Annotated in this window: 13 protein-coding genes and 1 tRNA gene; 8 read left to right on the top strand and 6 right to left on the bottom strand. The window is 64.9% G+C overall.

Translation table 11 applies throughout. The features are described from left to right. Nucleotides 1-143: 143 nt before the first annotated feature. The 7 genes from KVX96_RS04570 to KVX96_RS04540 are packed head-to-tail and all read left to right on the top strand — an operon-like array spanning nt 144 to nt 6,499. The gene (locus tag KVX96_RS04570) at nt 144-1,010 is read left to right on the top strand and encodes an SPOR domain-containing protein (RefSeq protein ID WP_261193100.1); all 867 of its coding nucleotides are present in this window, start codon (nt 144-146) and stop codon (nt 1,008-1,010) included. 18 nt (nt 1,011-1,028) lie between these two features. Beyond that, a complete protein-coding gene (locus KVX96_RS04565) occupies nt 1,029-2,201 on the top strand; it encodes a D-alanyl-D-alanine carboxypeptidase family protein (protein WP_409977081.1) in 1,173 nt (390 codons plus the stop codon). Nucleotides 2,202-2,209: 8 nt separating this feature from the next. After that, entirely contained in the window at nt 2,210-2,821 is a 612-nt protein-coding gene (tmk, locus tag KVX96_RS04560; RefSeq protein ID WP_261193098.1) for a dTMP kinase, read from the top strand. Then, nucleotides 2,818-3,948: a DNA polymerase III subunit delta' gene (locus KVX96_RS04555; RefSeq protein ID WP_261193097.1), complete on the top strand. Its 1,131-nt coding sequence runs from the start codon at nt 2,818-2,820 to the stop codon at nt 3,946-3,948. Before tmk ends, KVX96_RS04555 begins: the two co-directional genes overlap by 4 nt. A gap of 11 nt (nt 3,949-3,959) precedes the next feature. Then, on the top strand, nt 3,960-4,766 hold the full coding sequence (locus tag KVX96_RS04550; protein ID WP_261193095.1) for a TatD family hydrolase: 807 nt from the start codon (nt 3,960-3,962) through the stop codon (nt 4,764-4,766). Continuing rightward, on the top strand, nt 4,766-5,563 hold the full coding sequence (locus KVX96_RS04545; RefSeq protein ID WP_261193094.1) for an MBL fold metallo-hydrolase: 798 nt from the start codon (nt 4,766-4,768) through the stop codon (nt 5,561-5,563). Before KVX96_RS04550 ends, KVX96_RS04545 begins: the two co-directional genes overlap by 1 nt. A gap of 3 nt (nt 5,564-5,566) precedes the next feature. Continuing rightward, nucleotides 5,567-6,499, top strand: coding sequence for an AEC family transporter (locus KVX96_RS04540; RefSeq protein ID WP_261193093.1), 933 nt, complete (start codon nt 5,567-5,569; stop codon nt 6,497-6,499). 190 nt (nt 6,500-6,689) lie between these two features. Here KVX96_RS04540 and KVX96_RS04535 read toward each other — a convergent pair whose 3' ends face one another. The 5 genes from KVX96_RS04535 to KVX96_RS04515 form a co-directional block, all read right to left on the bottom strand. Further along, nucleotides 6,690-7,601, bottom strand: a complete 912-nt coding sequence (locus tag KVX96_RS04535; RefSeq protein WP_261193092.1) for an ABC transporter permease — start codon at nt 7,599-7,601, stop codon at nt 6,690-6,692. 127 nt (nt 7,602-7,728) lie between these two features. Next, nucleotides 7,729-9,012 (bottom strand): ABC transporter permease, encoded by a 1,284-nt coding sequence (locus tag KVX96_RS04530; protein ID WP_261193091.1) that lies wholly within the window; start codon nt 9,010-9,012, stop codon nt 7,729-7,731. Between the two features lie 60 nt (nt 9,013-9,072). Beyond that, nucleotides 9,073-10,143: an ABC transporter substrate-binding protein gene (locus tag KVX96_RS04525; RefSeq protein WP_261193090.1), complete on the bottom strand. Its 1,071-nt coding sequence runs from the start codon at nt 10,141-10,143 to the stop codon at nt 9,073-9,075. 89 nt (nt 10,144-10,232) lie between these two features. Then, nucleotides 10,233-11,327, bottom strand: a complete 1,095-nt coding sequence (locus tag KVX96_RS04520; RefSeq protein WP_261193089.1) for an ABC transporter ATP-binding protein — start codon at nt 11,325-11,327, stop codon at nt 10,233-10,235. 391 nt (nt 11,328-11,718) lie between these two features. After that, a tRNA-His gene (locus KVX96_RS04515) sits at nt 11,719-11,795 on the bottom strand. 153 nt (nt 11,796-11,948) lie between these two features. Here KVX96_RS04515 and KVX96_RS04510 point away from each other — a divergent pair. Next, nucleotides 11,949-12,140 (top strand): DUF6324 family protein, encoded by a 192-nt coding sequence (locus KVX96_RS04510; RefSeq protein ID WP_261193088.1) that lies wholly within the window; start codon nt 11,949-11,951, stop codon nt 12,138-12,140. On the opposite strand, the gene KVX96_RS04505 is transcribed toward KVX96_RS04510, so the two are convergent. Beyond that, nucleotides 12,118-12,591: an MmcB family DNA repair protein gene (locus KVX96_RS04505; RefSeq protein WP_261193087.1), complete on the bottom strand. Its 474-nt coding sequence runs from the start codon at nt 12,589-12,591 to the stop codon at nt 12,118-12,120. The genes KVX96_RS04510 and KVX96_RS04505 overlap by 23 nt on opposite strands. Nucleotides 12,592-12,656: the final 65 nt, after the last annotated feature.

Genomic DNA, 12,656 nt, shown 5'->3' with positions numbered 1-12,656 from the left:
CCGGATGCCGCCGATCCACTTCCCATACCCTTGCCAAACCGCTACACTGCGCCGCAAAGACGGTAAAACCGGCGCGAACGGCATGCCCCCGCGAAACGAGGGGCGCCCCGGCAGGCGCGAGGCGAGAGGAAAAGGGCAACACCATGACAGCAGTCAAGCGGAGCACGGCCATCGCGGCCGTTCTATGTGCATTGGCCGTGGCAGGCTGCAACGAGGCCACCAAAATCAACCCCTTCGGTGGCGATGACGATCCCGAAGCCTCCACCACCTCCACCGCGACCTCGGTCAAGATCGTGGAACGCGATGTCGAGGCGCCGGATGTGTTCCAACAGACGGAGAAAGGCCTGTGGGACGGCCGCCCCTCGCTGGGCGGCGTCTGGGTGGCCCACCCCGACAGCAAGGATCCAGAACGCGTGATCATCCGCAACGAGGACAACGGAAAATTCGTGATCGGCGCGCTGTTCCGCCGCGAACGCGAGACGCCGGGCCCGGTGTTCCAGGTCTCCTCCGATGCCGCCGAGGCGCTTGGCATGCTGGCCGGCCAGCCCGTGAGCCTGAACGTCACCGCGCTGCGCAAGGAAGAGGTGCCGGTGGAGCCCGAAGCCACCGCCACGGCGCAGCTGGATGCACCCGACCAGATTGAATCGCAGACGCTGGAAGATCCGATCGCCGTTGCCGGCGCCGCCATCGCCGCTGTGGAAGCCAGCGAGGCCGCAGCGCCTGCCGCTGCCGCCCCGGTCCCGGCCCCGGCCCCCAAGCCGACGACCACCAGCAAGCTCGACAAACCCTACGTGCAGATCGGCATCTTCTCCGTGGAGGACAACGCCAAGGGCACCGCCGAGGCGATGCGCCAGCACGGGGTGATCCCGACCGTTAAGAAACAGACCACCGCAGGCAAAACCTTCTGGCGGGTCATCGTTGGCCCGGCCAGCTCGAAATCCGACCGCAACGTGCTTTTGAAGAAAGTGCAGGGGCTCGGCTTCGAGGATGCCTATTTCGTGTCCAGCTAACGCGAACCGGAGACAAAGATGCGCCAGATGCTGAAAGCCGCCGCCACCGCAATGATCCTTGCTCTGCCCCTGCCCGCCTTCTCCTTCGAGACAGCGGCCACGGCGGCCTATGTGATCGACCAGACCACCGGCACCGTGCTTCTGGAGAAACGCGCCGATGTGGCGCTGCCGCCGGCCTCCATGTCCAAGCTGATGACGCTGAACATGCTGTTTGAGGCGCTCAAGGATGGCCGCGTGACGATGGAGACGCGCTTTCCTGTTTCTTCCCGCGCCAAGGCGATGGGCGGCTCCACCATGTTCCTGAACGAGCGCGATCGCCCCACCGTGGAAGAACTGATCCTCGGCATCATCGTGCAATCGGGCAATGACGCCTGTGTCGTAGTGGCCGAAGGGCTGGCGGGATCGGAAGCCACCTTTGCCACCCAGATGAACGCCCGCGCGCAGGCGCTCGGCATGACGAACTCCACCTTCGCCAATGCCTCGGGCTGGCCGCACCCCTCGCAGCGCATGTCGATGCATGATCTGGGCGTTCTGGCCCAGCGGCTGATCAACGACTTCCCCGAGTATTACCCCTATTTCGCGCAGACCGAGTTCCCCTTCGATGGCCGCTCGCCCGACAACCGCTTCAACCGCAACCCGCTGCTGAAGCTCGGCATCGGCGCGGATGGGCTGAAAACGGGCCACACGCAGGAAGCCGGTTACGGGCTTGTCGGCTCCGCCAAGCAAGGCAGCCGCCGCGTGACCTTCGTGATCACCGGGCTCGACAGTGAACGCGCGCGTGCCGAAGAGGCCGAGCGCGTGGTGAGCTGGGCCTTCCGCCAGTTCGTGGAGAAAACCGTGGCCACCGCCGGAACGCAAGTCGCGTCTGCCAAGGTGTGGATGGGCGCGTCCCCGTCCGTCGGGCTCGTGCCGACCGCGGATGCCACGCTGCTGGTGCCCGCGCTGTCCCACGGTGATCTGACGGCCACGGTGGAGCATAAATCCCCGCTCGAAGCCCCCATCGCGAAGGGCGATGAGATCGGCACGCTTGTGGTGCAGCTCGAAGGCATGCCCGATGCGCGCATTCCGCTGGTGGCGGATCGTGACGTGGCTCGTGGAGGCTTCCTGCCGCGCCTGAGGGCCGCGGCGCAGGTGCTGTACCGACAGGTGATGGGGGAAGCCCAGGCGGACACTCTGGCTTCCGGCCTATAACCCGCAGGATGTTCATTTCCTTCGAAGGGATCGACGGATCCGGCAAATCCACGCAGGCCCGCCTGCTGGCCGCACGGCTTGAGGCTGAAGGCCACGCGGTGGTGCTGACGCGCGAACCCGGCGGCTCGCCGGGGGCCGAGGAAATCCGCCGTCTGGTTCTGGAAGGCGATCCGGACCGTTGGTCCGCCGAGACGGAAATCCTGCTGTTCACCGCCGCCCGCCGCGATCACCTTGAGCGCACGATCCAGCCCGCCCTGGCCGAGGGCAAGATCGTGCTCTGCGACCGTTTCGCTGACAGCACGCGCATGTATCAGGGCATCAGCCGGGGCGATCTGCGCGGCACGGTGGATGCGCTGCACAGCCTGATGATTGGCCGCGAGCCGGATCTCACCGTGCTGATCGACATGGACCCGGCCAAGGGGCTGTCCCGCGCCAAGGCCCGGCAGACGGCGGAAGAGCGGTTCGAGGACTTCGGGCTGGAGCTGCAGCAAAAGATGCGCGCAGGCTTCCTCGAGTTGGCGGCGGAATTTGCGCCCCGCTTTGCCGTGATCGACGGCGACGCGACGCCGGATACCGTGGCGGAGCAGGTCTTTGCCGCCGTGAAAGCCCGCCTGCCATGAGCGACACCCCGCCCCCGGAACCCGATCGGATCGAAGGCGCGCCGCACCCGCGCGAAACCGCCACCTTGCTCGGCCAATCCGAGGCCGAAGCCGCCTTTCTGGACGCGTTCAACACCGGCCGCCTGCACCATGCCTGGCTGATCACCGGCCCCAAGGGCGTGGGCAAGGCGACGTTGGCGTGGAAGATCGCCCGTTTCCTGCTGGCCACACCCAAGGCCGACAGCGGCGGGTTGTTCGGCGATGCGCCCCCTGCGCCCGAAACGCTCGACATTCCAGCCGATCACCCGGTTGCGCGCCGCCTGCTCTCCGGCGCGGAAGGCGGGCTGTTTTCGCTCAAACGCCCGGTGAACGAGAAAACCGGCGCTCTACGGCAGGAAATCACGGTGGATGAGGTGCGCAAGATGCGCAGCTTCTTTGGCCTATCCTCGGCGGATGGCGGACGGCGCGTGGTGATCGTGGATTCTGCCGACGAGTTGAACGTCAACGCCGCCAACGCCCTGCTGAAACAGCTCGAAGAGCCCCCGGCGGGCGCGGTGCTGCTGCTGATCAGCCACCAGCCCTCACGCCTTCTGCCCACGATCCGCTCTCGCTGCCGCGAGTTGCGCTGCCGTGCCCTGCCGCCAGAGACCATCGCGCAGGCGCTGGCGCAGGCCGGGGAGGCCGAGGTGCCCTCGCCTGAGGCGCTAGCCGAATTGTCTGCGGGCTCCGTGGGCGAGGCGCTGCAACTGCTGCACCACGACGGGCTCGCCCTTTACGGGGCCATCGTGAAGCTGTTCACCGGCCTGCCCCGCGTGGATCGACAACTGGCCATCGCGCTTTCGGAAAGCACGTTGGGCAAGGGCAAGGAGGCGCAGCAGGCGCTGCTGTTCGATCTGCTCGATCTCTTTCTCGCCCGCGCCGCGCGCGCCGGTGTGATCGGCCCGCCCGCCGTGGAGGCCGCCCCCGGCGAGGCCGCGCTGCTCGCGCGCATGGCGCCAAATCCGCAGGCAGGCCGCCGCTGGGCCGAGCTGCAGCAGAGCCTTGGCGCGCGGGTGCGCCATGGGCGGGCCGTCAACCTTGACCCTGCCGCGCTTCTGCTTGATATGGTCTTCAAGATCAATGAAACGGCGGCGCGCACGGCCGCCTGACAAAGGCCGCCATGACAGCAGTTCCCCAGATCGTCGACAGCCACTGCCACCTCGATTTCCCCGATTTCGCCGAGGAACTGCCGCAGGTGGTGGAGCGCGCCGTTGAGGCCGGGGTGAGCCGCATGGTCACCATCTGCACCCGCCTGCGCCTTGAGCCGCAGGTGCGCGCCATCGCGGAGCGCTTTGCGCCCGTCTACTACGCCGCAGGCACCCACCCGATGAGCGCCGCAGATGAACCGCTGGCCACGGTCGAAGAGCTGGTCGCGCTGGCGCAGCATCCCAAATTCGTCGGCATCGGCGAGTCGGGGCTGGATTACCACTATACCGCCGAGAGCAAGGCCGTGCAGCAGGACAGCTTGCGCATCCATATCGAGGCCGCACGGCAAACCGGCCTGCCCCTGATCATCCACGCCCGTGCGGCGGATGAGGACATGGCGCGCATCCTGAGCGAGGAACATGCCGCCGGGGTCTATACCTGCGTGATGCACTGCTTTTCTTCCAGCCGCGCGCTGGCGGAAGCGGCGCTTGATCTGGGCTTTTACCTCTCCATGTCGGGCATCGCGACCTTCAAGAAAAGCCAGGAGCTGCGCGACATCTTCGCCAGCGCCCCGGTGGAACGCATCCTCGTGGAAACGGACGCGCCCTATCTCGCGCCACAGCCCTATCGCGGCAAACGCAACGAGCCGGGATATTCCATCCACACCGCTAAAGTGGGGGCTGAGATTTTCGGCCTGAGCTATGCGGATTTCGCCGCGCAAACCTGCGCCAATTTCGACCGGCTCTTCACCAAAGCCGCCAAAGCGGCGCAGGCCGCCTGATGGGGGAGATCCGCTTTCGCATCCTCGGCTGCGGCTCCTCGGGCGGCGTGCCGCGCATTGGCGGCAACTGGGGCGATTGCGACCCTGAGAACCCTAAAAACCGCCGCAGCCGCTGCTCGCTTCTTATCGAGCGTGAGGCCGAAGGCGGTGTGACGCGGGTGCTGATCGACACTTCGCCCGATATGCGCCAGCAGTTGATCGACGCCGGAGCCGGCACGCTGGATGCGGTTGTGTTTACCCATTCCCACGCCGATCACGTACACGGGCTCGATGACCTGCGGCAGGTGGTGTTCAACACCCGCCAGCGCCTGCCCGTCTGGGCCGATGGCGACACGCAGAACGATCTGATCTCGCGCTTCGGCTATGCTTTCGTGCAGCCCGCGGGCTCCCCCTACCCGCCGATCCTCGATCTGCATTCCATCGACGGCGATGTGGTGATTGCAGGAGACGGCGGGGTGATCACGCTTTCCCCCTTCCGCGTGCGCCACGGCAGCATCGACGCCCTTGGCTTCCGCATCGGCGATGTGGCCTACCTGCCCGATGTGAGCGAAATGCCGGAGGAGAACTGGGCCAGGCTTCAGGGCCTTGAGTGCTTCATTCTGGACGCCCTGCGCCGCACCCCGCACCCGACCCATATCCATCTGGACACTGCCCTTGAGTGGATCGCCCGCAGCGGGGCGAAACAGGGGGTGCTGACGAACATGCACATCGATCTGGATTACGCCACGGTGCTGGCGGAGACCGAGGATCACATCCAGCCCGCCTACGACGGGCTCACCTTGCGGTTTGCGGTCTAGCAGATGCAGGCGCTGATCGAGGTCATCCTGCCGGTCTTCTTCGTGATCGGCTTCGGCTACCTCGCGGTCTGGCGCAAGAAGCTTTCGGACGAGGCCATCGACGGCATCGTCAAATTCACCCAGAACTTCGCCATCCCCTGCCTGCTGTTTCGCGCTATCTCGACGCTGGATCTTTCGGCGGGCTTCGATCTGGCCTTGCTCGGCAGCTTCTACGGCGCGGCGGCGCTCTGTTTTGCCGTGGGCATCGCGGGGGCGCGGCTGCTGTTCAATCGCCCGTGGGAAGACAGCGTCGCCATCGGCTTCTGCTGCCTCTTCTCAAACTCCGTGCTGCTGGGCCTGCCGATCACCGAACGCGCCTACGGGCCGGAGGCGCTGGAGGCGAACTTCGCCATCGTCGCGCTGCATTCGCCCTTCTGCTACGGGCTCGGGATCACGGTGATGGAGCTGGCGCGCAACCGGGGCGGATCGCTTGCGAGAGTGCCACTGCGGGTGCTGAAAGCGATGTTCTCCAACGCACTGGTGATCGCGATTGCGCTCGGGTTCGTGGTGAACCTCGCCCATGTGCCCCTGCCCGGCGTGGTGACGGATGCGCTGGATCTCATGGTGCGCGCAGCCCTGCCTGCGGCGCTGTTCTCGCTCGGTGGCGTGCTCTACCGCTACCGCCCGGAAGGCGATCTGCGCACGATCTGTTTCGTGGTGGCGGTCTCGCTCATCCTGCACCCCTCGCTCGTCTGGATCTTCGGCACGGCCAGCGGGTTGAACGAGGCCGCCTTCCGCTCCGCTATCCTGACATCCGCCATGGCACCGGGGGTGAACGCCTATGTCTTTGCCAATCTCTACGGGGTGGGCAAACGGGTGGCCGCCAGCGCGGTGCTGCTGGGCACGGCAGGCACGATCCTCACGGCTTGGGTGTGGCTTGCGCTGCTGGGGACATAGCCCCCCTCTTCTCGACCTTGAGACTGCATTGAAACGGCCCGCTGTGGTCCGCGCTAAGGGCGGCCCCGATCCGCCGGGTGGGGGTGAAGCCCCCGCCCGAGGGGGGCGGACGGGGGCTGCCCGGCGTGCCGCCGGGCGATACCTTGGAACGACGTGCAATCAGTCTTGGACTTGCTCGCCTTCGCCCTATTTACTGCGGCGCAACCCCGCGCAACTTCTCCGAGCGGCGGCGCAGCAGTTCGACCGTGGTCAGCAGGGCGATGGAGACCAGCACGAGGATCGTGGCCACCGAGAGGATCGCCGGGCTGATCTGCTCGCGGATACCGTTCCACATCTGGCGCGGGATTGTCTGCTGATCATGAGCGGCCACGAAGAGCACCACGACGACTTCGTCAAAGGACGTCACGAAGGCAAAAAGCGCACCGGAGATCACGCCGGGCAGGATCAGCGGCATGGTGATCTTGAAGAAGGAGGTCGTCGGGTTCGCACCAAGGCTCGCGGCGGCGCGGGTGAGCGAGTGGTCAAACCCCACGAGCGTGGCTGTCACGGTGATGATGACGAAAGGAATGCCCAGCGTGGCGTGGGCCATGATCACACCCAAGTAGGAGTTCGCAAGCCCCGTCATGGAGTAGAAGAAGAAGAGCCCGGTGGCGGTGATGATGATCGGCACGATCATCGGCGAGATCAGGATCGCCATGATCGCGCGGCGGAAGGGCATCTCCGGGCGGCTCAGGCCAAGGGCGGCGAGCGTGCCGAGGAAGGTCGCGAGGATGGTGGAGAAGAAGCCGATGATCACCGAGTTCTTCGCCGCGCTGATCCAGGCGGCATTCTCCCAGGCGTCCGACCACCAGCTGCCATCGCGGGCGGCGTCCGGGTTCTCCATGCCGAAGGTCAGCAGCAGATCGTACCAGCGGGTGGAATAGCCGGTGGGATCGAGCGCCAGCATCTTCTCGGTGAAGGTGAAATAGGGCTCGGCGTTGAAGGAGAGCGGGATCACCACGAGGATCGGGGCGATCAGGAACAGGAAGATCAGCCCGCAGATCACGAGATAGGCGTAGTGCCAGACACGTTCGAGGGTGGAAGCGTGGTTGGGAAGAGCCATCAGCTGCGCTTTCTGTTCAGATCAGGGCGGGGGCTCTGCCCCCGCACCACAGTTTCGAAGCGGGGGCTCTGCCCCCGCACCCCCGAGGTATTTCCGGCGAGAGGAAGATGCATGGCGGTGTTCCCCCTCAGCCGAGTTTCAGGTTGTCGATGCCCACGAGGCGGTCGTAGAGCCAGTAGAGCACGAGGATGCCGCCCAGCAGGATCGCCGCCAGCGCCGCAGCGAGCGACCAGTTCAGCGATTTCGTCATGTGGAAGGCGATGAGGTTGGAGATCAGCTGCCCATCGGCCCCCCCCACCAGGGCGGGCGTAATGTAGTAACCCACGGCGAGGATGAAGACGAGGAGAGCGCCCGCGCCGATACCGGGCACGGTTTGCGGGAAGTAGATCCGGCGGAAGGCCGTCCAGCTGGTGGCGCCGAGGCTGCGCGCGGCGCGCACGTAGGAGGGGTTGATCGGGCGCATCACCGAGTAGAGCGGCAGCACCATGAAAGGCAGCAGGATATGCGTCATGGCGATGATCGTGCCGGTCTGGTTGTAGATCATCTGGATGCGGTTGTCGTCGTCCAGCAGGCCGGTGGCGACGAGGCTGTCGTTCACCACGCCCTGGCTTTGCAAGAGCACGATCCAGCTTGTGGTGCGCACCAGAAGCGATGTCCAGAAGGGCAGGAGCACGAAGATCATCAGGAGGTTGGAGTGGCGCAAGGGCAGCGTCGCCAGCAGGTGCGCGATCGGGTAGGCCAGCAGGAAGCACAGGAAGGTAATCAGCAGCGACAGCAGTAGCGTGCGCGTGAAGAGCTTCACATAGACCTGCCGGTTTTCATCGACCGAGACGACCGAGCCATCCGCATCGCGGGCCAGATCGAGCGCAGCGAGGTAGAAGTTGACCGTATAGGCCGAGGAGGCCCCGCGCATCACCTGCCAGAGCTCAGGATCGGCCCAATCCTCATCGAGATCAAGGATGGCCTCCTTGTAGGGCGGCTCCAGCTTTGCGGCGCTGCGGGCGGCCTTGGTGAACATGGAACGCGAACCGGCGCGTTCGTAGTTGATCCGCGTGCCCACGTTGCCCGGCGCTTTCAGCTCGCGCAGCAGAACGAGATCCTGCGCCAGCGCCTCGTAGGCGGCCTCATCGGGTTCGGTGCCGGCCGGGTTTTCATCAAACCATGCGCGCAGGTTCACCATGATCGGGGTCTCTACCCCGGAGCCGATATCTTTGTGGGTGGTGAAACCGGGGTTGTGCACCGAGCGGTGCAGCATCTGGGTGATCGGGGCCACGAAAGTGAGCAGGACGAAGGCCAGAAGCGGCAGAACGAGGAAAAACGCGCGGCGGCGGGCCTTGGCTTGTGCCGAGGCGAGCGCGGCTTTCAACGGTTTGCCGTCAGCCGTGGTGAGGGGGGCGGTGGTGTCGGCCATGGGGCGTATCCTGCGGAAAGAAGCGGGCGGCCCCCCGTGGGAGGGCCGCCCGAAAAAGGCTTAGTTGGCGAGCCAGGCGTTGAAACGCTCGTTCAGTTCGGCGTCACGATCGACCCAGAACTCGAAGTTGTTCACGAGCGCATTGCCGAGGTTGTCGGCGGCCGTCGGCATATGCGGTGCCATCTCGGTTTTGCCGTCGGAGTAGAGGCCGACGAGCGCACCGGAGGATTTCCGGGCCGGACCATAGGAGATCCAGGAGGCCTGATCGGCGAGGCGCTGGGTGTCGGTGGAGAAGGCGATGAACTTCATGGCTTCGTCCTTGTTGGGCGCGCCTTTCGGCACCACGAAGAGGTCGAAGTCGAGGATCTGGCCGTCCCAGACGATCTCGAAGGGCTGGCCTTCACCCACGGCGGCGTTGAAGATCCGGCCGTTGTAAGCGGTGGACATCACCACCTCGCCATCAGCCAGAAGCTGCGGCGGCTGGGCGCCGGCTTCCCACCAGACGATGTCGCCCTTGATCTCGTCGAGCTTGGCGAAGGCGCGGTCCACACCCTCGTCGGTTTCCAGCAGGTCATAGACCTCGCCGGCCGGCACGCCATCGCCCATCAGGGCCATTTCCAGCGTCGCCTTGGCGGATTTGCGCAGGCCGCGCTTGCCCGGGAACTTCTCGGTGTCGAAGAAGTCCGCCATCGTCATCGGCGTGCCTTCGACGTTGGCGGTGTTGTAGGCGTAGACCGTGGACCACACGATGTTGGCCACGGCGCAATCCTGCAGCGCGCCTTCGATGAAGTCATCCGCGGCCGGAGTGCCATCCGGGGCGGCGGGCAGCATGGAGAGATCGATCTCTTCCAGCAGGCCTTCGTCGCAGAGGCGCACGGCGTCGGAGAATTCCACGTCGGCGACGTCGACCGTCACGTTGCCGGCTTCCACCTGCGCCTTGATCGGCGTGGCGGGGTTGTCGGCGTCAACGGAGTTGATGCTGATGCCCGTCTCGGCGGTGAAGGGCTTGTGGTAGGCTTCGACCTGGGACTTCGTGTAAGCGCCCCCCCAGGACATCACGGTGACTTCCTGCGCGCTTGCGCCATAGGCGAGGCTCGTCAGGGCCGTGGTCAGGACCAGTGTCTTTTTCATCATGTATCTCCCATGTTGGTACTTGGTCTTATGGTTTTGCCGTGGGCCGCACCTTTCGGCACGGCCAGCGGCCGAAGGCTGGAAATGGGTCAGCCTGCGTCGAGGGCGCGGGCATCCTCCGCGAGCCATTGGACCCGCGTGGTTTCGCCCACGTTCAGGTGGCTGTGCCCGGCGGAGTTGGGCACTTTCACCACGAATTCGCTGTTGCCATGCACGGTGAGCCGGCAGCGGATGTGATCGCCGAGGTAGATCAGCTCTTGCACGGTGGCCTCGGTACTGTTGGGCCCCTGCCCCGCATCCACGCTCACGCGTTCCGGGCGCACGGAGATCAGGGTATCGCTGCCCACACCACCGCAATTCACCGCAAGCGCGGTGCAGCTTTCGCCATCGGCAAGCTGCACCGTGGCGATATCGCCTTCAATCGCGGTGACCTTGCCGGAAAGCTTGTTGTTCTCGCCGATGAACTGGGCCACAAAGCTGTTTTTCGGCTGCTCATAGAGCTCTTCGGGCGGGGCGAGTTGCTGGATGATGCCATCGTCAAACACCGCCACGCGATCGGACATGGTGAGCGCTTCGGACTGATCGTGCGTCACGTAAACCACGGTGATCCCGAGGTTTTCGTGCAGGTGCTTGATCTCGTATTGCATATGTTCGCGCAGCTGCTTGTCGAGCGCGCCAAGGGGTTCGTCCATCAGCACCAGCGCCGGGTCGAACACCAGCGCACGGGCCAGAGCGATCCGCTGCTGCTGGCCGCCCGAAAGCTGCGCCGGGCGGCGGTTGCCGAAGGCGCCCATCTGCACCATTTCGAGCGCGCGCTTGACCTTGGCCTCGCGTTCGTCCTTGCCCATGCCGCGCACTTCCAGCGGGAAGGCGAGGTTCTCGTTCACCGTCATATGCGGGAAGAGGGCGTAGTTCTGGAACACCATGCCGATGCCGCGCTTGTGCGGCGGGATGTTGTTGATCGGCTTGCCATCGAGCAGGATCTCGCCATGGGTGGCGGTTTCAAACCCGGCGAGCATCATCAGGCAGGTCGTCTTGCCGGAGCCCGACGGCCCGAGCATCGTCAGGAATTCCCCCTTGCCGATGGAAAGATTGAGATCTTTGACGACGAGTGTTTCCCCGTCATAGCTTTTCTGCACGCGGTCGAAGACGACGAACGCGCTATCCGCTTCGGATGTGGCCACTGTGGGCTCCCTGTCTTGCGTGGCGCTTGCAAGCGCTCTCTTTTCAGCTCTGACTAAAACAACTGCCTAAAGACTTTGCAACTCATTCGATGACGCGCGGCAAATTTCAGGCCGCGCCAAGGCCGCGTCGCAGCCCCGGCGGCGCTAGGCCCAAATCGGCCTATAGCCCATCGGAACAGGCCAAGATGGCGTGAAATATCGGATTTTCGACCGTGGGATAGGCGGCGGATTTCGCAAAAGACAGTGCTTCTGAAATCGGCGGCGGGCTGGATTTCCAAGCAGACTGTGCGCGCAGTGGGGGTGTTGAAACACCGGCGTGGAAAGGATCGGGAGAATCGGGCGCGACTCACACTGCTTCAGCCGCAGGGGCACGCCAAAAAAGAAGTGAGGGTGGTACCACCTCCCCGGCTCGAACGGGGGACCTCTTGATCCACAATCAAGCGCTCTAACCAACTGAGCTAAGGCGGCACGGGGGCTCATGTATCGCCGCTGTCCGGCGAATGCAAGAGCGAGTCTACGGGTTTTTCGCTGTCAGTTCAAGAAAGCGGCAAAGCTCGGCACCCTTGCGTGGCGGCAGCGAAAGCAGTACCTCCGGGCAGACCAGACAAAGGAGATCGCCCGATGGGGATCAACAGCGAAAGCGACATTTCTGCCAACATGCAGATCGGCCCCACCTCGCTGGGCATGGTGCGCATTTACATCGAGGCCGACGGCGTGGAAATCCCGATGGATTTCGAGCCTGAGGAAGCCATCGAGATCGCCGAGGAAATCCGCGCCGCCGCGGAAGCCGTCAAGGCCCGAAAAGGGCGCTGACGCCCGGATCGCGGAACGCCTGCAGCCGCCGCGCGGCGTGGCGGGCGAATTTATGCGTCAGCACCTTGCGCCGGGGCGCGGCCAGTTTGCTTTCGGGCCCCAGCCGCAGGATCTCCGCGTCATAGGCATCGGCGATGATCAGCCCGGTTTCCTGTGGCAGCAGATCCGTAGGGAAATCGGCATCCACCGCCCAGAAATAGCGGTCGCACCAGTCCAGATAGCCCTGCCACTTGGAATCGCTCTGGTAGTCGGCGCGGCTGGATTTGCATTCCACCACCCAGATCTCGCCTTTCGGGCCCAGCGCCATCACATCCACCCGCAGGCCGCGATCAGGCACGAATTCCTCGATCGCCACGAAATCATGGTGGCGCAGGTGGCGACAGACACCGCGGGCCAGCAGTTGGCCCGGCTGCAACTCGGGCGCACCGGAAAGATCGGACAGATCACTCATGGGCAAACCATGAACAATAGGTGAACAAAAGGCAAGGGCTTCGCTTCTGCCGCCTGCGCGCTGCC

The sequence above is a fragment of the Pseudoruegeria sp. SHC-113 genome, assembly GCF_025376885.1.
GTDB lineage: Bacteria > Pseudomonadota > Alphaproteobacteria > Rhodobacterales > Rhodobacteraceae > Pseudoruegeria.
Note: the sequence above shows the minus strand (reverse complement) of the source record. Positions and strands in the feature narration are given on the sequence as shown.

Excerpts from the sequence above, each read along its gene's own strand:
- KVX96_RS04535 (WP_261193092.1), bottom strand. The coding sequence starts at position 7,601 with ATGGCTCTTCCCAACCACGCTTCCACCCTCGAACGTGTCTGGCACTAC.
- KVX96_RS04550 (WP_261193095.1), top strand. The coding sequence starts at position 3,960 with ATGACAGCAGTTCCCCAGATCGTCGACAGCCACTGCCACCTCGATTTC.
- KVX96_RS04505 (WP_261193087.1), bottom strand. The coding sequence starts at position 12,591 with ATGAGTGATCTGTCCGATCTTTCCGGTGCGCCCGAGTTGCAGCCGGGC.
- KVX96_RS04525 (WP_261193090.1), bottom strand. The coding sequence starts at position 10,143 with ATGAAAAAGACACTGGTCCTGACCACGGCCCTGACGAGCCTCGCCTAT.
- KVX96_RS04570 (WP_261193100.1), top strand. The coding sequence starts at position 144 with ATGACAGCAGTCAAGCGGAGCACGGCCATCGCGGCCGTTCTATGTGCA.
- tmk (WP_261193098.1), top strand. The coding sequence starts at position 2,210 with ATGTTCATTTCCTTCGAAGGGATCGACGGATCCGGCAAATCCACGCAG.
- KVX96_RS04565 (WP_409977081.1), top strand. The coding sequence starts at position 1,029 with ATGCGCCAGATGCTGAAAGCCGCCGCCACCGCAATGATCCTTGCTCTG.
- KVX96_RS04545 (WP_261193094.1), top strand. The coding sequence starts at position 4,766 with ATGGGGGAGATCCGCTTTCGCATCCTCGGCTGCGGCTCCTCGGGCGGC.
- KVX96_RS04510 (WP_261193088.1), top strand. The coding sequence starts at position 11,949 with ATGGGGATCAACAGCGAAAGCGACATTTCTGCCAACATGCAGATCGGC.
- KVX96_RS04555 (WP_261193097.1), top strand. The coding sequence starts at position 2,818 with ATGAGCGACACCCCGCCCCCGGAACCCGATCGGATCGAAGGCGCGCCG.
- KVX96_RS04530 (WP_261193091.1), bottom strand. The coding sequence starts at position 9,012 with ATGGCCGACACCACCGCCCCCCTCACCACGGCTGACGGCAAACCGTTG.
- KVX96_RS04540 (WP_261193093.1), top strand. The coding sequence starts at position 5,567 with ATGCAGGCGCTGATCGAGGTCATCCTGCCGGTCTTCTTCGTGATCGGC.